Raw genomic sequence first — 26,424 nt, 5'->3', positions numbered from 1 at the left:
CGTCACACCCCCGCCACGGATCGGCTGCGGGCGACGGCGATGAGCACGGGCGCGCCGATCGCGGCGGCGACGACGCCCGCCTCCAGCTCGGAGTGGGGCATGATGACGCGTCCGATGACGTCGGCGACCAGCAGCACGACGGGGCCGAGGACGATGGCGACGGCCGTGATCCAGCGGTAGTCCGTGCCGACCAGGCGCCGTGCGGCGTGCGGGACGGCGAGCCCGATCAGCGCGATCGGGCCGACCAGGGCGGTCGCCGTGCCCGAGAGCATGACGATCGCTACCCCGGAGATCACCCGGGTGGTGCCGACCCGCTGGCCCAGGGCGGTGGCGACGTCGTCGCCCAGGGCGAGCATGTTCATGCGGTTCGCCATGGCCGCGGCCAGGACGGCGCCGACGACGAGGAACAGCCACAGGTCGGCCAGCGCCGCGGAGCGCACTCCGGCGAGCGATCCGACCACCCAGAACCGGTAGAGGTTGAACGCCGTCGAGCTCTGGATCAGCACGATCGTGATCAGCGGCGTGAGCAGCGCGGTCACGGTGGCGCCCACGAGGGCGAGCCGGACCGGCCGGCCGGCGCCGATCGAGAAGACGAGCAGGGCGGCCGCGGCGGCACCCGCGAACGCGAACCAGATGAAGCCCAGCGGCGAGGAGACGCCGAGGACGACGCTGGACAGCACGATCGCCAGGCTGGCCCCGGCGTTCAGGCCCAGGAGCCCGGGATCCGCGATGGGGTTGCGCGTGACACCCTGCACAAGCGTCCCGGCGAGGGCGAGCGCCGCGCCGGCGGCGATACCGACGACCGTGCGCGGCAGGCGCTGCTCGACGACGACGCGGTGGTCCTGGTCGTCCGGCAGCGGCGCGCCGGAGGCCCAGCCGGTCAGGGCGTCCCACACGGCCGCGGGATCGATGTCGCGCACCCCGAGGGCGAGGCTCGCCAGCACGGTCGCGCCGAGGGCGGCGACCAGGCCGAGCAGGACCATGGCCCTGCGGCGTGCTCGATCGGGGGTGCGGGTCACCTCACGGGCCAGGGCCGCCGTGGGTGAGGTAAGCATTGCCTAAGTCTGACACAGTATGAGGGGTGGTCGGGTGGGGCGTCTCGGACTGCGAGTGCGACGGCGGGCGGGTGTGACGACGGCAAGGGCGACGGCGCCTTGACGGATGGCCCCTACGGATGTGGGGCGTCGTTCCTGCGCTCGTCGTTCGCGGTCTCGACCTCGAGGAGTTCGCTGAGCGTGGCGCGCATGTGGTCGAGCGCTCGGCGGTGGTCGGTGATCGGGTCGGCGCGGTCCGCCCGGACGGCGCCGTCGGCCTGGACGACGTCGTCGGCGCGGTCCAGCACCTCACGCGGACCGGCGACCATGGTGGCCCATCCGCTGTTGTCGAGGAAGCCGGTCGTATCGAGGAAGCCGAGGATCCGGGCGCAGTCCGGCAGCCGGTCCGCGGCCGTCATCATGCCCACGAACTCGACCGCCGCGACGCAGCTTCCCTGCATGTTGTCGGTGTCCAGCAACTCGTCGACGTAGGACCGGAGCAGTCGCACGCCGTCGGCGCGGTCGCCACGGCGGAAGAGCACGCCCGCCCGCACCGTCCGGTTCGGGGAGTGCGTGCGGTCGGGGATCAGCAGGTCGATCCCCTCGTCGAACAGTCGCTCCGCACGTTCTCGTGCACCCTGGAACGCCGCCGAGAAGCCGAGCAGCATCAGGCTCCAGTTCAGCAGGGTGGGCGGGCCCTGGGTCCGGAAGCGCTCGACGAGACTCCCGAGCACGGTGTCGCCCCGCACGTAGGAGCCCTGGAAGACCAGGGCCGCACCCAGATCGACCTCGATCAGCTCCGCCAGGTCGGACGCCCCGAGGTGCCGCAGGCACGCCGCGGCATCCGGTGCCGACGCGATCTGTGCCGCGAAGTCGTCGTGGACGTGGGCACGCAGGTGCCGGACCACCGGATGCCCGCGATCGCCGTACCGCTCCACGAGGCGGTCGAACCCGGCGGGATCCTGCCTCAGGTGGTACCTCGGCGCCGCGGCGGCCAGCGCGACGACGATCGACGCCGCGTCGGCGGGAGGAATCATCGCGAGGAGCCGCTCCGCCCAGTGGCCGATCTCCTGCCGGTTCCGGAACGTTCCTTCCGAGGCGATGGGCCGGACGAGATCGAAGACCAGCTGGTGGTCGTTCGTGAGGCACGCGCGGTCCACCGTGGCGCGCAGATCCGGCCACAGGGCGTCGAGGCGGGCGATGCCCTCGGACTCGGCGGCGCCGGCCAGCAGGCCGTGGATGTGCGCGATCCGCTGCCGCAGGAACGAGGGGAGCGCGGACCGTGCGATCTCGGCCGTCCCGCTCGCGTCCAGTCGCTCCGCCGCGAACTGGCGGATCGGCTCCAGCATCCGGTATCGCTGTCCGAACGGACTCGGTTCGGCCACCACCATGGAGCGGACCACGAGGGCGTGAAGTGCCGCGTCCACGTCGATCTCTGTGCCGGCCGACGCCGCCTCCGCGCCGTCCTGACCGAACGCGCCGGCGAACACCGAGAGCCGCTGGAACACCGCCTGCTCGGACGGATCGAGCAGATCGTAGGACCAGTCGACGGTGGCTCTCATCGTCCTGTGCCGGCCGGCACCGGTGCGCCGCCCGCCGACGAGCAGCCGGAGCTGGTCGTCGAGGCGGCCGAGCAGTTCGTCCGGGGTGAGGCTCGTGGTCCGCGCGGCGGCGAGCTCGATCGCCAGGGGCAGGCCGTCGAGGCGCCGGCAGATCTTCTCGACCACAGCCCGGTTCGACCGGGGATCGAATCCCGGGGACAGCGCGGTGGCGCGCTCCTCGAAGAGGTCCGCGCCCGCGCCGTCGGGCGGCAGCGGCGGGACGGGAAACAACCGCTCGTCGGGGCCGAGCCCGAGCGCTTCGCGTGACGTGGCCAGGATCCGCACCTCGGGGCAGCCGCTCGCCATCGCCTGCGACAGCTCTGCGGCGCCGTGGACGACGTGGTCGCAGTTGTCCAGCACGACGACGGCCCGGCTGGGGCGCAGCGCCACGACGACGGACTCGTCGAGCGACCGCCCGGGGCCTTCCTTGACCCCCAGTTCTGCTGCGACCGCCCGTGCGACATCGCGGTCGGCGCTGATCTCCGTCAGGTCGACGAGCCAGGCGTCGTTCCCGGCGCTCACCTGCTGTGCCGCCGCCAGGGCAAGGGCCGTTTTGCCGACGCCGCCCGGGCCGACCAGTGTGACCACGGGACAGGTACGCAATGCGTCCTCGACGGCGCTCAGGTCGCCCTCCCGTCCGACGAGCCGAGGCGTCCGCACCGGAAGGTTGCCGCCTCGTGGTGCCTGCCGGCTTCCTTCGAGCCGCCGGTCCTGGCTCAGGACGAACTTCTCGAGCTCCCGCAGGCGCCTCGTGGGCTCGACGCCGAGTTCGTCGACCATGCGCCGCCGCACCGCCCGGTAGGCGGCCAGCGCGTCCGCCTGCCTGCCGATGCGGTATAGCGCCGTGATCTGGAGCGCGCTCAGTTCCTCCCGGAAGGGATACCTGGCCGTGAGCTCGGTCAGCCAGGCGATGGTGGCTCCCGGCTCCGTGTCGATGTCGGCGGTCAGCTGTGCCTCGACCGCGCGGAGCCACCGCTCGATCAGGCCGTCCACCTCGGCCGCGAGCCCGGGGGCCTCCACCCCGGAAAGCGGATGCCCCGTCCACTCCCCGAGCGCTTCGGCGAGACGACCGGCGTCGGCCGCGCGCCGGAACCGCAGCACGTCGACGGAATCCCGTGGCAGGTCGAGACGGTACGCCGAGCCCGACCGGACGACGACGTCCGGGCCGAGGCTGCCGCGCAGGCGGGTGATGTAGGACTGCAACGTCCGCTCGGCGGTCCGCGGCGGGCGGTCGCCCCAGACGGCCTCGACCAGCCGCCACACGGGTACGGCCGTGCCCGCCGACAACGCCAGTGCCGCCAGCAGTACCTGGCACTTCGGGGGACCGACATCGAACCGTTCCCCGGCGGCGGAAACCGCTTCGACGCCCCCCAGCAGCCTGATCGTCACCCCGGACGTCTCACCTGCGGGGGGCTTCACGCGCCCATGCTCTCACGGTGGCCGCTCAACATTTCCGCAACCGGACGACAACGGCGGCACAGGCGGTCGGGGAGAGGGTCGGCAGCACTGATCCTCTCCATGGAAGGGCACACCGTGTCATCCCGTATCGCAGCCCGCCTCGCGGGCGCCCTGTTCCTGTTCGTCATGGTCTCCGTGCTCGTCGCCTCCGCCCTGCAGGGCGAGACCGGCGACGCCGGCGAGGCCCTGCGTGCCATCTCCGAGCGCACGCTTCCCTATCGGGCGAGCATCGTCGCGCTGCTCGTGGCGGCGGTCGCCTCGCTCGCCCTGGGGGTGACGCTGTACGCCGTGACCCGGCGGCAGGACGAGAACCTGGCGATGCTGGCGCTCGTGTGCCGCGTGGCGGAAGCCGGGCCGTACGTCGTGCAGATCGTCGGCGCACTGGCGCTGCTCTCTCTCAGCGGCTCGCCGGGCGCCACCGAACTGGCCCTTGCCGTCCTCGCCGCCGACGCGGTGTCGTGGGGCGTCAACATCGGCGCGACGTTCTTCGCCGTCAGCAGTGCCGTGTTCGCCTATCTGCTGCTGCGGGCGCGAGCGATCCCGATGTTCCTCTCCGTGACCGGTCTGGTGGCGTCGCTCATTCTGGTAGTGGCGATACCGATGGAGACCGCTGCCGGCGTGACCACGGCAGAAGGTGCCTCGATGCTCCTGTGGCTGCCGATGTTCGTCTTCGAGATCGGCGCCGGGTTCTGGTTGTTGCTCAAGGGCGTCCGCCCCGCACGGACGACTCCGGGGGAGGTTCCGAACCCTCTGTGAGGCTCCCGCCGGGAAGCGCCTCGCCGCCGCCGCGCTGCTGCCCGCGGCGGCGTCAGGGCGTCAGGCGCGGCAGTCCTTGCACGTCCCCCAGAGTTCGATCGTGTGGTCGATGTCCGTGAAGTCGTGCGCGGCGCCGACCTTGGCGGCCCACGCCTCGACCGTGGGGCCGTCGATCTCGACGGTGCGGCGGCAGGAACGGCACACCAGGTGATGGTGGTGCTCCACGCGCTCGCAGCGCCGGTACAGGACCTCGCCGTCGGCGTTGCGCAGCTGGTCGACCTCGTGGGCGTCGGCGAACGTCTGCAGCGTTCGGTACACCGTGGCGAGGCCGACCGAGTCGCCCTGGGCGCGCAGCACTTCGTGCAGCTGCTGCGCGGAGCGGAACTCGTCCTGCTGGTCGAGCGCCTCGGCGACGGCGGCCCGCTGCCGGGTCATGCGAGTCACGTACACACCTCCTGGTCGGTTCGCGCTCGTTCGCCCGGCAGCTCGACGTCGTCGGGCAGGTCCGGGTGCGGGTCCTCGACGGGCCCCCGCCGCGCGACGAGCGGACGCACGGCGGCAGCTACAGCGTAAACCGCGATGGCCAGCACCACGATTGTCGCCCCGGGTGACACGTCCTGGAAGTAGGTGATAGTCAGGCCCGTCACGCAGACGACGACGCCGACGACGCTCGCCACGCCCATGGTCCGCGCGAACGAGTGCGTGAGCTGCTGCGCCACCGCGACCGGCACGATCATCAGGGCGCTGACCAGCAGCAGGCCCACCACCCGCATCGCCACCGTCACGGTCAGCGCCGACACCACGGCGACCATCGCGTTGAGCAGCCACACCGGCAGCCCGGAGGCGACGGCGAAGTCCTCGTCGTGGCTCACGGAGAACAGCGCGGCGCGCAGCCCGATCCCCACGACGAGGATCAGCGCGGACAGCACGACGGTGAGCACGAGGTCGGTGCCGGACACGGTCGAGATGGAGCCGAACAGGTACTGCATGAGGTTCCCGTTCGAACCGCCGGCGATGCCGATCAGGAGCACGCCGCCCGCGATACCGCCGTAGAACATGATGGCGAGCGCGAGATCCCCGGAGGTGCGTCCCCGCCGTCGTACCAGCTCGATCGCGAGGGCGCCGCCGACGGCGGCGACCACCGCCCCGGGCACGGCGAGCGCGTCGGGGGCGATCCCGAGGGCAGCCCCGATGAGCCAGCCGAGGGCGACGCCGGTGAGGGCGATGTGCCCGATGCCGTCGCCCAGCAGGGACAGTCGGCGCTGCACCAGGTAGGTCCCGACGACGGGCGCGCTGAGACCGACGAGGAGCGCGGCCAGGAGCGCCCGCTGCATGAACGGGTCTGTCAGCATCCAGCCGAGTTCGGTGAACAGGTTCACGACACCACTTCCTCGGGGCTTCCGTTGACCGGGTTCTGGGTGAGCGGCGCGGCGCGGCGGTCCTCGTCGTCGTGCGGGTGCACGTGGCGGTGGCTCACCGCGTCGTGGTCGGGGCGGGGGCGCGGCGGGGCGCCGTCGTGCACGACGACGCCGTGCCGGAGCACGACGGCGCGGGTCACGATCCCGGCGAGCTCGCCGAGCTCGTGCAGGACGACGAGAACGGTGACGCCACGTTCGACGAGGCGCCGCACGCTCGCGGCGAACGCCTCCTGGCTGGGCCGGTCGACGCCGGCGACCGGCTCGTCGAGGATGAGCAGGCCGGGGTCGCGCACCAGGGAGCGCGCGATGAGCACGCGCTGCTGCTGCCCGCCGGAGAGCAGGTGCATGGCGGACTCGGCCCGGTCGGCGAGGCCCACCTGGTCCAGCGCCTCGCGCACGCGGGCGCGCCAGCCGCGCGGCAGCCACCAGCGACGCCCGCTGAGCAGGCCCGACGCGACCACCTCGGCGGCCGTGGACGGCACGCCCGTGCGGGCACCCACCCGCTGGGGAACGTAGCCGACCCGCTCCCACGCCACGCGGTCGGTCCCGAGGGTGGCGCCCAGCAGGCGGACCGTGCCCCGCGACGGCGTGGCCGTGCCGACGAGCGCCCTGACCAGGGTCGACTTACCCGAGCCGTTGGCGCCGAGCAGCGCGACCGCCTCGCCCGAGGGCACGGTCAGGTCGATGCCGCGCAGGATGTGGCTGGCGCCGGCATGCACGTGCAGGCCCTCGACCTCGATGGCGGGTTCGCTCACTCGCACACCAGCCCTTCCTCGAGGGCGGCCAGGTTCTCGCGCATGATGCTCACGTAGTCGTCGCCCGCGGCGGTGGCCTCCTCGCTCAGCCCCTCCAGCGGGTCGAGGGTGGCGGTCTCCAGGCCGAGGTCGCCGGCGAGGGTCTCGGCGACCTTCGGGCTCACCAGGGTCTCGGTGTAGATGGTGGTCACGCCGGTCTCGCGCGCGATGTCGCCGATCTCGCGCAGGCGAGCAGGCGACGGCTCCGTCTCCGGGTCGAAGGAGGCGAGGGCGGCCTGGTGGAGCGAGTAGCGCTCGGCCAGGTAGCCGAAGGCGGCGTGGCTGGCGACGAGCGTCGCGCCCTCGCAGGTGGCGAGGCCGTCGGCGAACTCCTGGTCGAGCTCTTCCATCTGCCGGCCGAGCTGCAGGGCTCCGGCGGCGTAGTCGTCCGCGTTCTCGGGGTCGATCACCGAGAGCTCGTCCGCCACGGCCTGGCCGAGCGCGGCCATGCGGCTGGGGTCGAGCCAGAAGTGCGGGTCGGTCGCGCCGTGGCCGTGGCCGTCGTCGTCGGCGTGCTCGTCCTCGTCGGCGTGGTCGTCTTCGCCTTCGCCCTCGCCCTCGTGAGCTTCTTCGTCCGCGTGCTCGTCCTCACCCGCGTGCTCGTCCTCGTCCTCGTCGGCGGAGCTCAGGTCGGCGAACGCGGCCGCGTCGACGACGTGCTCAGGCGCCCGCGTCTCGACGCCGTCGTCGACGGCGGCCTGCAAGCCGGACAGGAACACGACGAGGTCGACCTCGCCGATCCGGCGTGCCTGGGCCGGCGCGAGCTCGAGGTCGTGCGGCTCGGCCGCCGGCGGGGTGAGGTTCTCCACCGTCACGAGATCGCCCCCGACCTGCTGTGCGGCGTACTGAAGCGGGTAGAAGGAGGCGAGCACGGTCACGCCGTCGGACCCGGAAGCCCCGTAAGCCCCGGAGGCGCCGTCGGCAGAGCATCCGGCGACGAGGAGGGACGTCGCCGCCAGGGCGGCGGGCACGGCGAGAAGTCGGCGAGTCATGAGAACGATTCTCACGCTTTGTGAGAACGGATGTCAAACTTCCTCCTCTGTGGATTACCCAGAGGGTCTGCGGCCCGCGACGGGTAGGCTGGAGCCCGTCATTCCCACCGCTCTGCGGCGACCAATTCCACTGGAGAGATACCCCCGTGTCCGACAAGTCATCGCGCTCCGCGCAGACCGCCAAGCTCGACGCCGTCGTCTCGCTCGCCAAGAAGCGAGGTTTCGTCTTCCAGTCGGCGGAGATCTACGGCGGAACGCGATCGGCGTGGGACTACGGCCCGCTGGGCGTCGAGCTCAAGGAGAACATCAAGCGCCAGTGGTGGCGTGCGATGGTGACCAGCCGGAGCGACGTCGTGGGCCTGGACTCGGCGGTCATCCTGCCGCGCCCCGTCTGGGTGGCCTCCGGCCACGTCGGCGCCTTCAACGACCCGCTGACGGAGTGCCTGAACTGCCACAAGCGGTTCCGCGAGGACCACATGGTCGAGGAGTTCGAGGAGCGGAAGGGCCGCGCCCCGGAGGGTGGCCTCGCCGAGATCGCCTGCCCCAGTTGCGGCACGCGCGGCCAGTGGACCGAGCCGCGCGACTTCAACATGATGCTGAAGACGTACCTCGGCCCGGTCGAGGACGAGTCCGGCCTGCACTACCTGCGGCCCGAGACGGCGCAGGGCATCTTCGTGAACTTTGCCAACGTGGCGCAGTCCGCCCGGATGAAGCCGCCGTTCGGCATCGGCCAGATCGGCAAGTCGTTCCGCAACGAGATCACGCCCGGGAACTTCATCTTCCGTACCCGTGAGTTCGAGCAGATGGAGATGGAGTTCTTCGTCACGCCCGGCGAGGACGAGACCTGGCACCAGTACTGGATCGACTACCGCACCGACTGGTACACGGACCTGGGCATCGCGCGCGACAACCTGCGCCACTACGAGCACCCCAAGGACAAGCTGTCCCACTACTCGACGCGCACGGTCGACATCGAGTACCGGTTCGGCTTCACGGGCAGCGAGTGGGGCGAGCTCGAGGGCGTCGCGAACCGCACGGACTTCGACCTGAAGACCCACGCGGAGCACTCGGGCAAGGACCTGCAGTACCGCGACCCGGCGACGAACGAGAAGTACTACCCGTACGTCATCGAGCCGGCCGCGGGCCTGACCCGGTCCCTCATGGCCTTCCTCATCGAGGCCTACGACGAGGACGAGGCGCCGAACACCAAGGGTGGCGTGGACAAGCGCACGGTGCTGCGACTCGACCCGCGTCTGGCGCCGGTCAAGGTCGCGGTGCTGCCGCTGTCCAAGTCGGCGGAGCTGCTGCCCACCGCGGAGAAGATCGCCGACGAGCTGCGCCGGTACTGGAACATCGACTACGACGTGACCCAGGCGATCGGCAAGCGCTACCGGCGCCAGGACGAGATCGGCACGCCGCTGGCCGTCACGGTCGACTTCGACACGCTCGAGGACCAGGCGGTCACGGTGCGCCACCGCGACTCCATGCAGCAGGAGCGCATCGCGATCGACCAGCTCGTCACCTACCTGGCGGGCCACCTCCCGGGCGTCTGATCCGAGGCGGTGACAAGCGCCGGGGAGGGCGGTCCCTCAGGGGCCGATCACCCCGGCGCTTCGCGTACCCGGCGTCGATCACTGCGGTAGCTCGGAAGATCGGGCCGTTCGCTGACGTTGTCCCGGGGGTGATGATCGGCGAAGCCTCCCGGGTCAGCGGCGCGAGTGCGAGGTCGTTGCGGCACTACGAGGACGAGGGGCTGATCGTGCCCGGCCGGTGCGGCAACGGGTTCCGCGACTACTGCCGGTCCACGATCGACCGCGTGCTCGTCATTCGCTCACTGCTCGAGTCGGGACTGCCCGTGCGGTTGATCCGGGAGATCCTGCCTTCTGTCGCTGACGGACCTGATGTCGGCGCCGACGCTGTCAGCGCGGAGTTCCTGCGCGAGGTGCAGCGCCATCGCGACCGTCTCGCGGCGCGCATTGCCGTCCTCCGCGATCAGCAGGCGGCGCTCGACGCCTACCTGCACGAGGCTCGTCGGACCGGGGACGGCGTGTGACCCCGGCGTCGGTGACTTGACCTTGACGTAAGTGTCAGGCTCATACGTTCGGCCTATGGAGATCGACGAGCAGCAGCACTCCACCGAACGGATGCGGGCCCTGGTCCAGCGGTCGGATCGGGGGCCGCGGGATCTGGCCCTCACGACCGATCGGCGTCGGCCCACGCCGGGGCCCGGCGAGTACCTGGTCCGCGTCGGCGCGGCCGGGATCAACTTCGCCGATGTCCTGCAGTCGCGGGGAAGCTACGAAGGCGGTCCGCAGACTCCCTACGTCGCGGGCTTCGAGGCCGCGGGCGAGATCGTGGGAGTCGGCCCGGATGCCGACGGGCTCCTCACGGACGGCCCGCACACCGGCAGTCCGGGCACCGACGGTCCGGACGCCAGCGGTCTGGATCTCCGCGACCCGGACGTCGACGGCTCGACACCGGTCCGCGGGAATCCCCGCGCCCCGCTCCCACTCGGGGCGCATGTCGTCGGCACCGGCCCCGGCGCCTTTGCCCAGTACATGACGATGCCGGTCTCCGAGGCGCTGCCCGTCCCGTCCGGGTGGAGCGACGCCGAAGCTCTCGGCCTGGTGCTGAACTGGGCCACCGCCTTGGCTGCGCTGAAGCCGCTGGGCGAGATCACGGCGGGTGACGTGGTGCTCGTGCACGCGGCGGCGGGAGGTGTGGGGCAGGCCGCGGTCCGCCTCGCCCGCCACCACGGCGCGCGGGTGATCGCCACGGCGGCGCCCGCCAAGCACGACACCGTCCGGGCACTCGGCGCCGAGGAGGTCCTGGACCGGTCTCGCCCGGATCTGGCTGCGGAGATCCTCCGCCTGACCGGCGGCGTCGACCTGGTCCTGGAGTCGGTGGGACGGGCCACGTTCGACGTCAGCTTGTCGGTCACGAAGCCCTTCACCGGCCGCGTGATCGTGTTCGGCGCCGCGTCCGGTGACGCCCACCTCAGCACGCACGACCTGATCTTCGCCCACCAGGTCCAGGTCCAGGGGCTGCATATCGGCGCGCTGGCGGCTGCGGTCCCGGCAACCTATCGATCGTTGCTCGCCGAGATCGAGGCGCTCATCGCCGACGGCGTCTACCCGCCCGGTACCCCTCAGATTCATCCCCTGGCCGAGGGCCGGGCAGTGCTGCTGCAGCTCGAAGCAGGCGGCACCAGCGGCAAGCAGGCCCTCGATCCCTGGCGCTGAGCAGCGTCCGTGAGGGCCGGCTGTCGGTCCGACTGGATCTTCGTGGTCCGCACTCTGCCGTCGCGGCGGGCAGTGGGAAAACTCGGGTGGCGCTGCCCGCGCCATTGTGGTGTCCGATTTGCGTCGATAGGGTGCAGGCATGTCCACAGGGAGTGGCCTGACAACGGCGGTCAACGACGACCGTGAGTTGGATCGGCGACGACTTGGCAGTGTGTGGCGCAGAGCGGGTTCTCTGCTCGTGGCGCTTGTCTCGGTGCTGGCCCTCGCTGGTTGCAGCCCCGTGCTCATTGGTTCGGTCGGTCTGACGCGCACCGACGACGGCGAGCTCGCGCTCCGGGTCGTTCCTTGCCCGGGGTATCCGATCCGGGAGGTCACGCTGGAGGAGTACGTTGTGCCGACCGGTGATCCGTGGGACTGGGAATCCCCTCCGACTGTGGAACGAGATGTCTTGTTCCATTGGACGCCGGGCGAGGCAATTGGGAGCCCAACGACGGTGCCTCTCGATGCCGAGGTGGAGACCAGCCTGCGCGATGGCCAGAAGTACTGGGCGCAAGGAGGAGGGGAGGAGGCCACGGGTTTCGCCCTGTTCACGTCGTCCGACATCTCTTCCCTTCAAGCCGGTGAGATCTTGACGCGCGGTGCGGACGCCAATGACGAGGAGACCTCGACGACCTTCACGGACGACGAGTTCGTAGCGGTCACCGTCGACTATTGCCCGTGACTGGTGCGTTGTCGGGCCGTCAGGATGGGCCCATGAGTGCGCAGACGGTGACGTGTGGCGGCCGACCGGGCCGGAGGAACTGGCGCTGGTCGAGGCGTCGGGGTGGCGAGCGTGGCCGCCGCGGCTGGTGGACCAGCCGATCTTCTATGTCGTCGGCCGCATCCTGATGTCCCTACGCGTGCGCGTCGCCGAGTCCGAGGTGGTCGAGGAGCTCAGGGATGCGTGAGGCCAGGGCAGTGAGGACCAGGCGGTCGTCCACCCGGTCGTAGTGGTGCGCGGTGAGATTGCGCATGCGAGAGATGCCGACCCAGTCGACGCCGTCGTGGGCGTCCTTGTACGCGTCAGGAAGCTTCTCCACGACGGTGGCGACCTGGATCACGATGTGCCGACCGTTGTTGCGGAGCACCCGGCCCGCAGGTGAGGCGTCGAGGTAGGCGTCGATTCCTTGCGCGACGGTATAGGCAGCGTCGGCACCGAACGCCGACAGATCTTCCAGGCGGCGTTCGATGCGCAACCTGTCGGAGGGTGTGAGGCCGTCGGTCACAGCGGCACCGCCTCGCGGCGCGCCTGCTCCGTCACGCGGCTGTCGGCCCGTGCATCGATCACATCGACGGGGAACGTGAGGAGCTCAGCGAGGTCCTCCTCCAGCGCGAGCAGGTCGACGACGTCGTAGTCGTCGGTGAAGGCGACCATGAGATCGATGTCGGATCGCGCGTCGTCCTCCCGGCGCGCCACGGAACCGAACACGACCGGTGCGGGGAGACCTACGGCCGCGAACCGGGCCACCACCTCGTCATGCAGCGCGCCGAGCGCGGTCGAGGGCCTCATGTCCAGCGCGGCGTCAAGCGCTTCGCGTGTGGCAGGGGACGGCGTCCTCGCACCGGTCTCGATCGCCGCGATCAGCGGCTGGCGCACACCAGAGCGACGCTCCAGCTCCCGCTGGGAAAGCCCGAGGATCTGGCGACGTCGTCGAACGCGACTCGAGTAGGCCATGAGGTAGATGACAACTCGGCGCGTTATCACTGGCCTCGGCGTCGATCGGTCGGTCAGGTGCCCGCGGGAGATGTGCAGCGAAAGTGCCACAGAAGTGCCACAAAGATGCTCTGGCAGATCGGCCTCAAGGTACGCGGGGCCGCGGCCGGTCGAGGCGGCAGTCCTCGGGACCGCACCCGGGATTCCGAACGTGCTGTGACCCGTGCTGCCGAGCGTGGTCCGGCGATTCATGGCCTGGTTGGCGTGCCCCTTGTTCTCAGGCGTCGAAGTCGTAGCGCAGGACGTGGGCGGAGGCGTCCCCCTCGCCGACCCCCGCCGAGGAGGTAGTGCTCGGCGAGGAACCAGCGCAGTGCTTCCGGGCTGACGGCGTCGGCTGGGACCCGGCGGACCCGGCGTCGGGCAACGCCTGGGAGAACCAGGCGATGTTCGGCTTCGACGACCGGCTGCTGCCGCTGGTCACGGCGGAGTTGGCCCCGGACCCGACCCGCTGACCACCTAGGCCGCTGCCGAACCGCAGGCTGAGTCACGCCTCCGCTGCCGAACCGCAGGGTGAATCGTTCGAATCGCCAATTTGAACGATTCACCCTGCGGTTCGGCAGCAGGCATGTGACTCAGCCTGCGGCTCGGGTGACCAGCCGGGCGGCCGACCAGCCGGCCGACCGATCAGCCGACCGTCCGACAGGCTCAGCCGAAGTTGACGCCCTGGGCCAGCGGCAGTTCTTCCGAGTAGTTGATCGTGTTCGTCGCGCGGCGCATGTACTGCTTCCACGCGTCCGAGCCGGACTCGCGCCCGCCGCCGGTGGACTTCTCGCCGCCGAACGCCCCGCCGATCTCCGCGCCGGACGTGCCGATGTTCACGTTCGCGATGCCGCAGTCCGACCCGGCTTCCGAGAGGAAGCGCTCCGCCTCGCGCGCGTCCAGCGTGAAGATCGAGCTGGACAGGCCCTGCGGGACGTCGTTGTGCAGGGCGATCGCCTCGTCCAGGGTGTCGTACGTCATCACGTACAGCACGGGGGCGAACGTCTCACGCCGGACGACGGCGGTCTGGGCGGGCATCCGCACGATCGCCGGCGTCATGTAGGTGGCCCCGGAAGCGCCGTCGACCGTCACCTCACCGCCGCCGACGAGCACCTCGCCGCCGTCGGCCCTCGCCTCCGCCAGCGCCTCGGCCATGCGCTCCGCGGAACCGGCGTCGATCAGCGGCCCCACCAGGGTGCCGTCGGCGCGCGGGTCCCCGATCGGCAGGCCCTCGTACGCGCGGACCAGCCGGGCGACGACGTCGTCCACGACCGACGAGTGCACGATCAGGCGGCGCAGCGTCGTGCAGCGCTGGCCCGCCGTGCCCGCCGCCGAGAAGACGACGCCGCGCGTGGTCAGGTCCAGGTCCGCCGACGGCGTCACGACGGCGGCGTTGTTCCCGCCGAGCTCCAGCAGGTAGCGGCCCATGCGCCCGGCGACCACCGGCGCCACGGCGGCGCCCATCCGCTCCGACCCCGTGGCGGACAGCAGTGCGACCCGCTTGTCCGCGACCAGTGCCTCGCCGGCCTCGAGCTCGCCGAGCACCAGGCGCGACACCTCGGACGGGTAGCCGGCCTCGACGAGCGCCCGGTCCAGCAGGGCCGCCGACCCGATCGCCGACAGCAGCGTCTTCTCGCTCGGCTTCCACACCACGGTGTCGCCGCAGACGAGCGCGATCGCGGTGTTCCACGACCACACGGCGACCGGGAAGTTGAACGCGCTGATCACGCCGACGACGCCGAGCGGGTGCCACGTCTCCATCAGGCGGTGGCCGGGACGCTCCGACGGCACGGTGCGCCCGCTGATCGACCGCGACAGCCCGAGCGCGTAGTCGCAGATGTCGATCATCTCCTGGACCTCGCCCAGGGCCTCGCTGGTGATCTTGCCCGCCTCGATCGTCACGAGCTCGGCGAGATCGGCCTTGTGTTCGGCGAGGAGCTCGCCGAACCGCTTGATGACGTGCCCGCGCGCGGGGGCGGGCACGGAACGCCAGGTCGTGAAGGCGTCGGCGGCCTGGCCGACGGCGGCGCGGGTCTCCTCGGCGCCGTCGCGGCGCACCGTGACGATCCGCTCGCCGGACAGGGGCGAACGCACTGGGACGCCCGTGTCCTCGCCGGCTTCGGGGACGCTCGCGCCGAGGCGTTCGAGCGCGGCGAGGGCCGCGTCGCGAAGCTCGGCGCTGAGGGGCGAGACGGACTGCGCCGGGGTGGTGGCGGTCATGGTTGTCCTCCGGGGGTGGTGGAAGTGGTCAGGGTTTCAGGGTCGACGCCGAGTGCCGCGGCGGCCGAATGGCGCGACCGGTCGACCTGTCGAGCATAGAGCTCGAACGGGTCGAGCAGGTCGCGGCCCAGGGCACCGGCCATCCAGTCGTCGTCGCGCTCGGCACCGGCCTGGCCGGCGTCCATGGCGCCCTCCTCGGTGAGGTTGGACTGGAAGATCCCGGCGGCGGAGCGCGGCAGGAAGTCCTCGTAGACGACGGGCGTGCGGATGACACGGGGTGCCCGGGTCCCGGCGAGTGCGCCGTGGTCGACGGCGCCACCAGGGTTCGCGGCGCCTCCGGAGTCTGCGGCGTCATCGGGGTTCGCGGTGCCGTCGACGCCGGGTCTGCCGTCGTCTCCGAGCCCGCCGTCGAGCCCGCCGTCGTCGTCGGGCATCAGCTCGTAGGTGAAGTACCCGAGCTCCTGGTCGGCGAGGGCCGACTCGGTGACCGGGAAGGTCCGCTGCCAGACCCCGCGGCCGATCCTCTGGCGCTCGGCCTCGTCGGCTCCGCCCGCACGCTCGTCGATCTCGGCGACGGCGGCGTCGTACGCGGCGCGCCCGGTGCGGGTGAGCGCGATCCCGCGCGCCTCCACCTCGCCGAACCGCACGCGCAGCGAGTCCTCGACGACCTCGCCGGCGAGCGTGCGGAAGGCGCGCGGCTCCGCGAGCGCGCGGAACGACGTCTGGCGCAGCAGCACGTCCGGTCCCTCCCAGCGGGGCGGGCCCTGGATCGCGGGGATCATCGTGATGCCGCGGGCGGTCATGCGGGCGTACAGGTCGTCGATGTCCAGCACGCGCGGGGTGAGGTGGTTGATGTGCGTGGATGCGACCCCGCCGATGTCGGCGGCGACGGCGGACACGGCCTCCAGCTCGCGGTACCAGGCCTGGTCCACGGGCTCGCGGGAGAGCTCGAACGCCTCGGTCGCGAGGCGCAGGAACTCGGCGGCGGCGTCGGCCGGCAGTCCGCCCTCGGCCTCGGCGCGGTCGGCGAGCCGCAGGAGCTCGGGCCCGAAGAGCACGCGCGCGCCGAGGAACTCCTCGAGGCGGCGCTCCTGGTCGCCGGTGAAGAACCGCCGGTCGCCCGGCACCAGCATCGAGGTGAAGACGCGGAACGGGTTGCGGGCCAGCTCGTCGCGTTCGATCGGCCGGAACGCGGTCGAGATCACCGGGACGGACGACGACGAGGCGTCGCGCAGGTCGTAGAAGCCGACCGGGTGCATCCCCATCGCGCCGAAGACCCGCGCCACCTGCGCGATCTCGGTGGGCGTCCCGACGCGGATCGCGCCGTGCCGCTCGGCGGTGACGCGGTCGATCGAGCCGAGCCTCTCGGCGTCGGCACCGTGTGTGGCGATGACGTCGGCGTTGACCTCGTGGCTGACCTCCAGGAGCGTGGTGTAGGCGGGCACCTCCTTCCCGTACATGTCCGACAGCGATCGGGCGAATGCCGCCCGCAACTGCCAGGGCTCAAGGAATTTCTCCTGAGACATGCCCCATCCTTCCCTCACGGCTTGTGGCACATGGTGCTATCGCCAGAATCTTTCCACGCCGAGGGGGGTTACGTCGATGTCCGGTTCCTGCTGTTCCAGGAAGTCGCGCATGACCTCGCCGACCGCGGGCGCGACGCGCGCCGCCGCGCCGTCGAACCCGGTCGCGTACAGCAGCCCGGAACCGTGGGAGCCCAGCAGCGGCAGCCCGTCCGGGGTCTCGGTCCGCGTGCCCAGCCACCCCGGGGCGAGCGGCGCCTCACCGAGGGCGGGCGCGCACAGCGCCGCCGCCCGCCGCAGCACGGGCACGAGCCGCGGCTCGTGCCCCGCCTCCAGGGGCCGGCCGGGCCGCTCGACGCCGAGCATCACGCGGTCCGGCTCGGCGTTCGCGAACCAGAACGTGGAGCCGACGTCGATGGTCACCGGGACCTGACCCGGCCGCGGGACGAGCGGCAGGGTGAAGCCCAGTGCGCGCCGTCGGGCGGCGAGCGGGAGGTGGAGGGGGCCTCGGTCCGCGGCGGCTCCGGAGGACGGGACCGGGATCGTCGAGCCGGCCGGCGGGCCCGGGATCACCGCGAGCCCGGAGCCCAGGTCCGAGGCCGCGAGCCGCGCGGAGTGCGCGCCGACGCACAGCACGACCGCGCCGGTGCGCACCTTCCCGTGCTCCGTCCAGGCCGCCGCCACCGCGCCACCGGCCCGTTCGATCCCATTGACCATGCAGTGCTCGCGCAGTATCGCTCCCCGGTCCGACGCGGCGGCGAGCAGATCGGCCGCGGCGGCTCCCGGGGTGTGCCACCGCTCGGCGGCGATGAGGGCGGCGCCCGCGTACTGCCAGGCGGCGACGTACGGATTGAGCACCGCGGCGTCCTGCGCGCGGATCATCATGCTGTCCAGGCCGCGCGCGGCCTGTCCTGCGACGGCCTCCGTGTACGCGGCCACGAGGTCGTCGTCGGGCAGCAGGTGCAGGCTCGCGCGAGTCGACGCACCGTGCCCGACGCCGGACCCGGGGCGGGCTGGGAGGTCCGCGTACAGCTCCGCGCTGCGGCGGGTGAGCGCCTCGAGCGCCAGCCGGGCGGACGGGGGAGGGGACCCTGCCGCGGCGTCGTGACCGGCGACGCCGGCCCGGGCGCCGCGACCGTCCGGGCTGCCGGTCCCGCCGTCGCCGCTCCCGGTCGCGGCGGGCGGGAGCTGCCCTCCGGTGCCGGGCCCCGCGAGCGGCACGGGCGGCGCGGCCCGGCGTGCCGTGGCGGAGAAGTGAGTCGGCCCGGCGCCGTCGGGCAGGGTGAACGCCTCGGCGAGCAGCACGCTCGCGCCGGCGTCGGCCAGCTGGTACGCGACGGCGGCCCCGATGGCGCCACCACCGGCGACGACGACGTCGACCGTCCTCGGCAGAGCGCCCTGCCTGCTCCGTCGGACGGCGGGGATCGGCATGCGCACAGATTGTGCCAGCGGGGCATCGGTCCGGCAGATCACACCGCGGGGCGGCGGAAATGCGGCGGGTGTGAGCCTGGATCAGCCGCCGCTGACGCTGAGTTCCGCCTCGCGGAGTTTGGCCTCGAACTCCGCGTCCAGGTCGCGGGAGTCCAGCCAGCCGTAGGGCAGGTGCGGGGTCTTCGGCGTGCCGGCGCGGCCGCGCTGTCCCTCCGCATCGGCGCCCGGGTAGCCGACCGACAGGTCCAGGGCGTCGAGCAGCTCGCGCAGCTCCGCCAGCGAGGAGACGCGGGCGAGCGCGTGCCGGGCCTCGCCGCCCACGGCGTAGCCCTTGAGGTACCAGGCCATGTGCTTGCGCAGGTCGCGCACGCCGCGGTGCTCGTCGCCGTCGTAGTAGTCGACCATCAGCTCGCCGTGCCGGTGCACGACGTCGGCCACCTCGCGCAGGCCCGGCCGCACGCGGGTGTCCGAGCCGTTGAAGGCGGCGGCCAGGTCGGCGAAGAGCCAGGGGCGGCCCTGGCAGCCGCGCCCGACAACCACGCCGTCGGCCCCCGTGCGGCGGACCATGTCGATCGCGTCCTCCGCGGACCAGATGTCGCCGTTGCCGAGCACCGGCACGGTGCGGACGGTCTCTTTGAGGCGGGTGATCGCCTCCCAGTCGGCGACGCCGGAGTAGTGCTGCGCGGCCGTGCGGGCGTGCAGGGCGACGGCGGTGACGCCGAGGCCCTCGGCGATGCGCCCGGCCTCGAGGTAGGTGAGGTGGTCGTCGTCGATGCCCTTGCGCATCTTGACCGTGACCGGGATGCCGTACGGCTCGGCGGCGCCGACGGCCTCGCGCACGATGTCGGTGAAGAGCTGACGCTTCCACGGCAGGGCTGCGCCACCGCCCTTGCGGGTCACCTTGGGCACGGGGCAGCCGAAGTTGAGGTCGACGTGGTCGGCGCGGTCCTCGGCGGCGATGATCCGGACCGCGGCGCCGACCGTGGCCGGGTCGACGCCGTACACCTGGGCGGACCGGGGTGACTCGTCGGCGCCGAACGTGACGATCCGCAGCGCGGCCTCGTTGCGCTCCACGAGCGCGCGGGAGGTGACCATCTCCGCGACGTACAGGCCCGGGTCGAACCCCGTGCTCCGCCCGGCCTCGCGGCACAGCGTGCGGAACGCGCGGTTCGTGACGCCCGCCATGGGCGCGAGCACCACCGGGGTCGCCACGGTGATCGGCCCGATCCGCAACGGAGGCAGGACGGGGGCCGGCGCGGGCGTGTCGGCACGGTCGAGAAGGGAAGTCACGCGCCCCATTGTCCCAAACCCGCGCGCCGGTTCGACGTCGGCTACGTCACGGTCACCCGGGACCCGATGCTCCCGCCCGCGACCACGCCGTTGCGCGACCACGCCATTGTGCGACCACGCCATTTTGACTCATGGTTGCGCTCCCACCAGGCGAAATGGCGTGGTCGCGCTCGAATGGCGTGGTCGGCGCCGGTCGGCCGTCGTCCGGTGCCGCTTTCCTTTCCGTCGGGACCTCTGTATCGTCTTGCAACGACGTTCGGAAAATCTTGCAGCAGAGTTGCTGCACACCAGATCAGTACTACCCCGGGAGACGCAATGACGCGCCGAACTCCGTTGTTCGCCCTTCTCACAGCACTGGTCGCGGCCCTCGCGACCATGGCCACGCTGGGCCTTCTCACCGTCACCTCCAAGGACGCGGCCGCCAGTACGCCGCCGCGCGGCGACAGGGACGTGATCCTCAACCTCTTCCAGTGGACGTGGGACTCCGTGGCCGCGGAATGCACCAGCACCATCGGACCCGTCGGCTTCGGCTACGTTCAGGTGTCCCCGCCCAGCGAGCACGTCACCGGCACCCAGTGGTGGACCTCCTACCAGCCGGTGTCGTACCAGATCGAGTCCAAGCTCGGCACGCGCGCCGAGTTCGCGGCGATGGTGGACGCCTGCCACTCGGCCGGCGTCGGCGTCATCGCGGACGCCGTCGTGAACCACATGGCCGCGGACTCCGGGTCCGGCGTCGCAGGCAGCACCTACGAGCAGGACTCCTTCCCCGGCATCTACTCCGCCCCGGACTTCAACGACTGCAGGACCGACATCACCGACTACGGCGACCGCTGGGAGGTGCAGAACTGCCGCCTGGTGAGCCTGCAGGACCTGCGCACCGGCTCCGACTACGTGCGCGCCCGGCTCGCGGACTACCTGGACGACCTGACCTCGCTCGGCGTCGACGGCTTCCGCATCGACGCGGCCAAGCACATGCCCGCGGAGGATCTCGCCGCGATCAAGGCGCAGTCCTCCGGGTCGTTCTGGGTCCAGGAGGTCATCGGCGCCGCCGGCGAGCCGATCCAGCCGTCCGAGTACACGGGCAACGGCGACGTGCACGAGTTCGACTACGGCCGCCAGCTCAGGAGCGACTTCGACGGCCAGATCAAGAACCTGCGCTACATCGGCGACAACAAGCTGCCGAGCGACGTCGCGAGCGTGTTCGTCGACAACCACGACACCGAGCGCAACGGCGAGACGATGAACTACCAGTGGGGCGCCAAGTACCTGCTGGCCAACACGTTCATGCTGTCCTGGCCGTACGGGTCGCCCACCGTCTACTCGGGATACGAGTTCTCCGACCACAATGCCGGCGTGCCCGGATCCACCGACACCACCGTGCCCGACGCGAACTGCGACGGCGTGTTCACCTGCACCCAGCGCCGGACCGAGATCCAGGGCATGGTGGGCTTCCACAACGAGGTCGCCGGCACCGGCGTGACGAACTGGTGGGACGACGGCAACAACAACATCGGCTACGGCCGCGGCCAGAGCGGCTACGTCGCGATCAACAACACCGGCTCGTCCGTGAGCCGGACCTACCAGACCTCGCTCCCGGCGGGGACGTACTGCGATGTCGTGGCTTCCTCGGACTGCTCGGTCACGCTGACGGTGGACGGGTCGGGTCAGTTGAGTGCGACGCTGCCGGCGTACGGTTCGCTCGCCGTGCACGTGGGCGCGACGTCGGGCAGCTCGCCGTCTCCGTCGCCGTCGCCGGAGGACGGTGACGTCTCCGTCGCGGTGTACGCCGAGACCGTGTGGGGCCAGAACGTCTACGTGGTGGGCGACCGGCCCGAGCTCGGGTCCTGGACGCCGGCGAACGGCGTCGCGCTGTCGGCCGCCTCGTACCCGACCTGGACCGGCACGGTTGACCTCCCGGCCGGCACCACGTTCGAGTACAAGTACGTGAAGATCGACGAGAGCGGGAACGTGACCTGGGAGAGCGGGGGGAACCGCACCGCCACGGTCGGCGCGGACGGCTCCCTCACCCTGAACGACACCTGGAAGTAGCGCCGCACGAGGCACGTGGGTCGGTGTGATCGGTCCTTCTGTGAGTGATCGGCACTTGAATCTGCCGATCACTCACAGAAGGACCGACCACACCGACACCTGCTGTGAACGTCCACCTCGCGATCGCGGGAGAGGGCTCGGGTCCCGGCGTCCGGTCGCGCTACGGCTCGATGCCGTAGTGCTCGCGAATATCCCTGAGGCTCGGGTTCCCGTTGAAGCCGAGGTCGGCCGGATGCACATCGATCGCGGCGTCCTCGGTCACGTAGTTGACGTACGCGACCGTCGAGTTCTCCAGGTCGGCCGACGACGCGTAGGCCCGGAGCACCTCGTCGAGGATCGTCAGCGCCTGGTCCGAAGTTTCTGCGGCGAGGGTCACCCTGCCTTCCTGCTGCGGATTGCCGAACGACTCGGTGCAGGTGAACTCGGCCGCCGAGACGCCTGCCACGCTCAGTGCGGCGGACTCGAAAGCCTCCTCGCAGTCCTGGAGCGACGACGTCGAGGCGCATCCGCCGACGGCGAGAGCGACGCCGGCGACCAAGGCCGCCGTGGCAGGCACGCGTCCGTGTCGTGTCATGGTCAGTGGGTCCTCCCGAGCTGGATGTCGACGGCACTCGTCTGCGAGTCGTTGTTCTCGCCGAGGAAGCCGGCTTCGATGAGCTGCTGCTGGTAGGCGGCGACTGCGGGATCGTAGGCCGGGTTGTCCGGGTTCGGGTCGGTCGCCTCGGCGATCGAATCCGTGTACTTCTCGTGCGAATGGTTGCCCAGCACATCGTACGGAGCGACGCCGTCAGGACTGTCGAACGTGACCTCGGTGTGGTTCTGGCCGGCCTGCTCGGACCCGCTCGGGATCGGGATCAGCGGGGCGGCCGGGTTGTAAAGACCGTCACCCATGTCGAGGGCAGGCACCGCGTCGTACTCGTGCTGCATCTCCAGCACGCTGACGCTCGGGTCGATGTGATCGCTGTCGATCGGCGCGCCGAGCGTGATCGCGTTCGTCACGTTGTACTCGGACACGAAGTCGGAGTCCGAGAGCAGGTCGGCCACGGTCATACCGCCCTGCGAGTGGCCCACCATCAGGACCTCGGCGCCCGGAGGGATGTCCGCGTTCTGCATCGCCAGCTCGACCGCCTCCGTCATCGAGGAGGTGCCGCCGCCCGCCGTGATGAGGTTCCCCGCCAGGTCGTTGGGAATGTCGCCCGTTCCGGGAGTCCAGGGTTCCGTTCCCGGGACGCTGACGATGACGCGCGGCCCGTCCGGCGTGTCGATGGTCGTGATGCGGACGTTGCCGTCGCCCGCCTGGTACGCGTCGGTGACGCTCTGCGTGATGTCGTCGAGCTCATGCGGGACGGTGACGTCGTTCTCGTCGACCGGCTGCGGCTCGCCCGCGTACGGATCGCCGTCGTCGAACAGGTTCAGGTCCACCATGCCGCCGGTGCCGGCCGTGATGAGGGTGTCGACCCAGGCCCCTTCGAGCATCAGTCCGGAGGCGATCACCTCGGTCGTGCGGGGCCACTCGCCGTCGAGGATCGAGCCGCCGGTGGCGTCCCAGAACAGACCACCCGCATCCCCGAGGTTGCTGAAGCTGTCCCCGATCGTCGATCCGGCGTCCGCGAGCCCGTCGCCGATGTCGGAGGCCGTGTCCGTGATCCAGTCCCCGGCGTCCGACGCCGTGTCCGTGATCCAGTCCCCGAGGTCGGACGCCTGATCGGTGATCCAGCCGGCGCCGTCGGACACCTGGCCGCCCAGCCAGTCGATCCCGTCCCCGGCGTCGTCGAGGCGGTCGCCGAACCAGTCGAGCACACCGCCGCCGTCGTCGGCCTCGCCGGAGATCTCCGCCGTCACGCCCGCGAAAGGGCTCTCGGCCTGGACCGAGCCCGTGGCGGTCGCCCCCGCGAAGGCGCCGCCGCCGTCCGAGTCGGTGGTGTCCTGCTGGTCGTCGGCGTTCTGCGCGGCCTTGTCGCCCGCACCCCGCAGGGCGTCCGCCGCGAGGGTCAGGGACGGGGCGAGGTCGCTCGACCACAGGTCGCGCATCTGGTCGACGTTCGGGCCCCAGCCGTCGAAGCCGAACACGACACCGTCGACGAGCTGACGGGCGGACTCCAGGTTCTGGGCGGATCGCTCGAACGTCCGGGACAGCTCCCGGACCTGCTCGATGTCCTGGCCCCACAGGTTGTCGCTCATCCGGCCGTCCCCACCCGGGCGGTGGCGTCGATGGCCCCGGTCAGGGCCCACCGCAGCTCCTTCGCGACGGAGCCCGCGGGACGGGCGACGAGCCTCAGGTCGTCGCCGTCGATCCGTACGTCGATCAGTCGGCCGTCGGCCACCGACCACAGGCGGCCCCACACCATCACCGGGACGTCGCCGCCACGCCAGGCCTCGACCTGCACGCGCAGGTTGCACTCCTCGCGGCCCAGGAGCTCCTGCGCGTCCTCGAACGCCAGGGTCAGGGGCTCGTCGTCGTCCACGGCCGCCGACGCCGGCGCACGCAGCAGCTCCGTGTCCGGCAGGGTCCGGGCGAGCGACTGCCACAGTTCGTCGGGACCGGTGAACGTGAACTGCGCGCCGGGCTCCGCCCGGACCTCGCCCTCGACCGACGCGATGCGCTGCGCCGCGATCACCGTCTGCCCGCCGACCATCGTCAGCCGGGAGCGCACGCCACGATCCCCGGCCGTCGTCACCACCAGCGCTCTGACGGGGGCGTCCAGATGGTCCGCGAAGACCCCGGCCACGCCGTCCGTCGCACCCGCACGTGCGGCACGTTGCAGTTGCCGCCATTCCTCGGTCTCGACCCGCAGGGTCCTGGAGCCGGGCATCTTCAGAGCCTCTCGCCGGATGGATATCGCCCTATTTCGGGGCGAACCTAGCCAGCGTCCGGCGAGAGCGCTACGGAAGTCGGAGGGGAAGAAATCCCCATTGCGCGGGTCGCGGAGAGCCGCGCGGGTGTGCGACACGGCGTCCGAGGCCCGGGTTTCCAAGGATTTCCCGGCGTCGGAACCGCCGGTGCGACGTTCACCGGGGGCGCGTCATCGCCGGGCAGGACGGACCGGCCTTTCAGCCAGGGCCGAAACGTGCAGCCGTGCGGGCGCGGCAGGCGCGGGGCCGGGCCGCGCCCGCCGGCAGGTCAGGCGCGGAGCCAGACCGTCGTGTCCGTCGGGAGGCCCGTGCCCTCCGGCGACGTGGCCAGCGGGCCCGAGGCGATCAGGACCTCGGCGTCCCCGGGCAGCGCGACCGGCGTCTTCCCCAGGTTCGTGAGGACGACGACGTCGGCCACGCGGAGCGCGACCACGTCCTTCGCGTGCTCGTACCCGGCCACCCAGGCGAGTCCGCCCTGGCCGAGGCGCTCGGCCCGGCGCACGCCGAGCGCGGCGCGGTACATCTCGAACGTCGAGCCGTCGACGCCGTACTGCTGGTCCGCGGCCAGTGCGCGGTAGGAGCCGGGCTGGGGGAGCCACGTCGCCTCCGACGAGCCGAAGCCCAGGCCGGGCCGGTCCGCCTCCCAGGGCAGCGGGATGCGGCAGCCGTCGCGGCCGGTCTCGGCGCCCTGGGTGCGGAAGAAGGCAGGGTCCTGGCGGACGTCGTCGGGCAGCGTCGTGTGGTCGGGCAGCCCGAGCTCCTCGCCCTGGTACAGGTACGCGGAGCCGGGCAGGCCGAGCATGAGCAGGGTGGCCGCACGGGCGCGGCGCAGGCCGAGCTCGGCGTCGGGCTGCGGGTCCTCGGGGCCGATGCCGTTCATCGGGCCGTCGGCCATCCTGTCGAGGCCGAGGCGCGACGCGTGCCGCACGACGTCGTGGTTCGACAGCACCCAGGTGGTGGGGGCGCCGACGGCGTCCATGGTCTCGAGCGACTCGGCGATGACGCCGCGGATCCCCGCCGCGTCCCACTTCGTGGTGAGGAACGCGAAGTTGAACGCCTGCTGCATCTCGTCGTCGCGGACGTACCGTGCGAGGCGGGACATCGGGCTGACCCAGGCCTCGGCGACGAGGCAGCGGTCGCCGACGTACTCGGCGAGCACCTTGTGCCAGGCGCGGTAGATCTCGTGCACGCCCTCCTGGTCGAACATCGGGCCCTCGTTCGAGCCGCCGGGGGCGCCGGTGGTCTCCGCCTGGTCCGCCGCGTCCGAGCCCTCGACCATGGCGACCTTGCCGCCCCAGTCGGGCAGGCCGTCCTCCTTGACCATGCCGTGCGCGACGTCGACGCGGAAGCCGTCCACGCCCCGGTCCAGCCAGAACCGCAGCACGTCCTCGAACTCGGCACGGACCTCCGGGTTCTGCCAGTTCAGGTCCGGCTGCGAGGAGTCGAACAGGTGCAGGTACCACTGCGGGCCGGCCGGTCCGTCGTCGTCGGCGGGCTCGAGCCGCGTCCACGCGGGGCCGCCGAAGATCGACCGCCAGTTGTTCGGCGGCTGGGCGCCGTCGGAGCCCTTGCCGTCGCGGAACATGTAGCGGTCGCGTGCCGGGGAACCGGCCGGGGCGGCGAGGGCCTCCTGGAACCAGACGTGCTGGTCGGAGCTGTGGTTCGGGACGAGGTCGACGATGACGCGCAGGCCGAGCTCGTGCGCGCGGGTGCGCATCGCGTCGAAGTCATCGAGCGTGCCGAACAGCGGGTCGATCTGCCGGTAGTCGGTCACGTCGTATCCCGCGTCCTTCTGCGGAGAGCGGTAGAACGGGCTGAGCCAGACTGCGTCGATGCCGAGCGTCGCCAGGTGGTCGAGCCGGGCCGTGATGCCGGGCAGGTCACCCATCCCGTCGCCGTTCCCGTCGGCGAACGAGCGCGGGTACACCTGGTAGATGACGGCGTCACGCCACCACTCGGTGCCCGGGGCGGGGGCGTGGACCTGGTCGCCGCCGGCGAGGGAAACGGCGGGGAGTTCGGTGCGAGTCATCG

Annotated in this window: 23 protein-coding genes; 7 read left to right on the top strand and 16 right to left on the bottom strand. The window is 71.6% G+C overall.

Annotation, left to right across the window (positions count from 1 at the left end):
* Window positions 1-2 precede the first annotated feature (2 nt).
* The gene (locus ACYVK5_RS19715; RefSeq protein WP_460707675.1) at window positions 3-1,055 is read right to left on the bottom strand and encodes a FecCD family ABC transporter permease; all 1,053 of its coding nucleotides are present in this window, start codon (window positions 1,053-1,055) and stop codon (window positions 3-5) included.
* A gap of 113 nt (window positions 1,056-1,168) precedes the next feature.
* Window positions 1,169-4,054, bottom strand: a complete 2,886-nt coding sequence (locus tag ACYVK5_RS19710) for a BTAD domain-containing putative transcriptional regulator (protein WP_460707674.1) — start codon at window positions 4,052-4,054, stop codon at window positions 1,169-1,171.
* A 114-nt stretch (window positions 4,055-4,168) separates the two neighbouring features.
* Here ACYVK5_RS19710 and ACYVK5_RS19705 point away from each other — a divergent pair, with 114 nt between their 5' ends.
* Entirely contained in the window at window positions 4,169-4,849 is a 681-nt protein-coding gene (locus ACYVK5_RS19705; protein ID WP_460707673.1) for a DUF4386 domain-containing protein, read from the top strand.
* Between the two features lie 60 nt (window positions 4,850-4,909).
* Here the strand turns inward: ACYVK5_RS19705 and ACYVK5_RS19700 are convergent, their stop codons facing one another.
* The 4 genes from ACYVK5_RS19700 to ACYVK5_RS19685 are packed head-to-tail and all read right to left on the bottom strand — an operon-like array spanning window position 4,910 to window position 8,053.
* Complete coding sequence (locus tag ACYVK5_RS19700; RefSeq protein WP_460707783.1) at window positions 4,910-5,284, bottom strand: Fur family transcriptional regulator; 375 nt, start codon at window positions 5,282-5,284, stop codon at window positions 4,910-4,912.
* Window positions 5,285-5,289: 5 nt separating this feature from the next.
* A complete protein-coding gene (locus ACYVK5_RS19695) occupies window positions 5,290-6,201 on the bottom strand; it encodes a metal ABC transporter permease (RefSeq protein ID WP_460707782.1) in 912 nt (303 codons plus the stop codon).
* A 23-nt stretch (window positions 6,202-6,224) separates the two neighbouring features.
* A complete protein-coding gene (locus tag ACYVK5_RS19690) occupies window positions 6,225-7,022 on the bottom strand; it encodes a metal ABC transporter ATP-binding protein (RefSeq protein ID WP_460707672.1) in 798 nt (265 codons plus the stop codon).
* Window positions 7,019-8,053 carry a metal ABC transporter substrate-binding protein gene (locus tag ACYVK5_RS19685; protein WP_460707671.1) on the bottom strand — a complete coding sequence of 345 codons (1,035 nt, stop codon included), beginning with the start codon at window positions 8,051-8,053 and terminating at the stop codon, window positions 7,019-7,021. Before ACYVK5_RS19685 ends, ACYVK5_RS19690 begins: the two co-directional genes overlap by 4 nt.
* A 146-nt stretch (window positions 8,054-8,199) precedes the next feature.
* On the opposite strand from ACYVK5_RS19685, the gene ACYVK5_RS19680 reads away from it, so the two are divergent.
* The 4 genes from ACYVK5_RS19680 (at window position 8,200) to ACYVK5_RS19665 (ending at window position 12,016) form a co-directional block, all read left to right on the top strand.
* Window positions 8,200-9,606 (top strand): glycine--tRNA ligase, encoded by a 1,407-nt coding sequence (locus ACYVK5_RS19680; RefSeq protein ID WP_460707670.1) that lies wholly within the window; start codon window positions 8,200-8,202, stop codon window positions 9,604-9,606.
* A 131-nt stretch (window positions 9,607-9,737) separates the two neighbouring features.
* A complete protein-coding gene (locus ACYVK5_RS19675; RefSeq protein ID WP_460707669.1) occupies window positions 9,738-10,106 on the top strand; it encodes a MerR family transcriptional regulator in 369 nt (122 codons plus the stop codon).
* Between the two features lie 55 nt (window positions 10,107-10,161).
* Window positions 10,162-11,295, top strand: coding sequence for a zinc-binding dehydrogenase (locus ACYVK5_RS19670; protein WP_460707668.1), 1,134 nt, complete (start codon window positions 10,162-10,164; stop codon window positions 11,293-11,295).
* A gap of 139 nt (window positions 11,296-11,434) precedes the next feature.
* Window positions 11,435-12,016, top strand: coding sequence for a hypothetical protein (locus ACYVK5_RS19665; protein WP_460707667.1), 582 nt, complete (start codon window positions 11,435-11,437; stop codon window positions 12,014-12,016).
* 172 nt (window positions 12,017-12,188) lie between these two features.
* Here the strand turns inward: ACYVK5_RS19665 and ACYVK5_RS19660 are convergent, their stop codons facing one another.
* Together ACYVK5_RS19660 and ACYVK5_RS19655 are read right to left on the bottom strand one after the other, a co-directional pair.
* Window positions 12,189-12,560, bottom strand: a complete 372-nt coding sequence (locus ACYVK5_RS19660) for a HepT-like ribonuclease domain-containing protein (protein WP_460707666.1) — start codon at window positions 12,558-12,560, stop codon at window positions 12,189-12,191.
* A complete protein-coding gene (locus tag ACYVK5_RS19655) occupies window positions 12,557-13,009 on the bottom strand; it encodes a helix-turn-helix domain-containing protein (protein ID WP_460707665.1) in 453 nt (150 codons plus the stop codon). The genes ACYVK5_RS19660 and ACYVK5_RS19655 overlap by 4 nt, the downstream gene beginning before the upstream one ends.
* A gap of 326 nt (window positions 13,010-13,335) precedes the next feature.
* On the opposite strand from ACYVK5_RS19655, the gene ACYVK5_RS19650 reads away from it, so the two are divergent.
* Window positions 13,336-13,500: a hypothetical protein gene (locus ACYVK5_RS19650; protein ID WP_460707664.1), complete on the top strand. Its 165-nt coding sequence runs from the start codon at window positions 13,336-13,338 to the stop codon at window positions 13,498-13,500.
* Between the two features lie 193 nt (window positions 13,501-13,693).
* Here ACYVK5_RS19650 and amaB read toward each other — a convergent pair whose 3' ends face one another.
* The 4 genes from amaB to dusB form a co-directional block, all read right to left on the bottom strand.
* Complete coding sequence (amaB, locus tag ACYVK5_RS19645) at window positions 13,694-15,247, bottom strand: L-piperidine-6-carboxylate dehydrogenase (protein WP_460707663.1); 1,554 nt, start codon at window positions 15,245-15,247, stop codon at window positions 13,694-13,696.
* Window positions 15,244-16,773, bottom strand: a complete 1,530-nt coding sequence (hglS, locus tag ACYVK5_RS19640; protein ID WP_460707662.1) for a 2-oxoadipate dioxygenase/decarboxylase — start codon at window positions 16,771-16,773, stop codon at window positions 15,244-15,246. Before hglS ends, amaB begins: the two co-directional genes overlap by 4 nt.
* A gap of 36 nt (window positions 16,774-16,809) precedes the next feature.
* On the bottom strand, window positions 16,810-18,201 hold the full coding sequence (locus ACYVK5_RS19635) for an NAD(P)/FAD-dependent oxidoreductase (RefSeq protein WP_460707661.1): 1,392 nt from the start codon (window positions 18,199-18,201) through the stop codon (window positions 16,810-16,812).
* An 81-nt stretch (window positions 18,202-18,282) separates the two neighbouring features.
* Window positions 18,283-19,500 (bottom strand): tRNA dihydrouridine synthase DusB, encoded by a 1,218-nt coding sequence (gene dusB, locus ACYVK5_RS19630; RefSeq protein WP_460707660.1) that lies wholly within the window; start codon window positions 19,498-19,500, stop codon window positions 18,283-18,285.
* Between the two features lie 306 nt (window positions 19,501-19,806).
* Between dusB and ACYVK5_RS19625 the strand changes: the two genes are divergently transcribed.
* Window positions 19,807-21,540 carry a carbohydrate-binding module family 20 domain-containing protein gene (locus tag ACYVK5_RS19625; RefSeq protein ID WP_460707659.1) on the top strand — a complete coding sequence of 578 codons (1,734 nt, stop codon included), beginning with the start codon at window positions 19,807-19,809 and terminating at the stop codon, window positions 21,538-21,540.
* 160 nt (window positions 21,541-21,700) lie between these two features.
* On the opposite strand, the gene ACYVK5_RS19620 is transcribed toward ACYVK5_RS19625, so the two are convergent.
* The 4 genes from ACYVK5_RS19620 to ACYVK5_RS19605 form a co-directional block, all read right to left on the bottom strand.
* Complete coding sequence (locus tag ACYVK5_RS19620; protein ID WP_460707658.1) at window positions 21,701-22,114, bottom strand: hypothetical protein; 414 nt, start codon at window positions 22,112-22,114, stop codon at window positions 21,701-21,703.
* Window positions 22,115-22,116: 2 nt separating this feature from the next.
* Window positions 22,117-23,721: a hypothetical protein gene (locus ACYVK5_RS19615; RefSeq protein ID WP_460707657.1), complete on the bottom strand. Its 1,605-nt coding sequence runs from the start codon at window positions 23,719-23,721 to the stop codon at window positions 22,117-22,119.
* Entirely contained in the window at window positions 23,718-24,353 is a 636-nt protein-coding gene (locus ACYVK5_RS19610; protein ID WP_460707656.1) for a hypothetical protein, read from the bottom strand. Before ACYVK5_RS19610 ends, ACYVK5_RS19615 begins: the two co-directional genes overlap by 4 nt.
* A gap of 308 nt (window positions 24,354-24,661) precedes the next feature.
* Window positions 24,662-26,422 (bottom strand): glycoside hydrolase family 13 protein, encoded by a 1,761-nt coding sequence (locus ACYVK5_RS19605; RefSeq protein ID WP_460707655.1) that lies wholly within the window; start codon window positions 26,420-26,422, stop codon window positions 24,662-24,664.
* Between the last annotated feature and the right edge of the window lie 2 nt (window positions 26,423-26,424).

The sequence above is a fragment of the Myceligenerans halotolerans genome, assembly GCF_054782975.1.
This window is presented reverse-complemented; position numbering and strand designations above follow the sequence as displayed.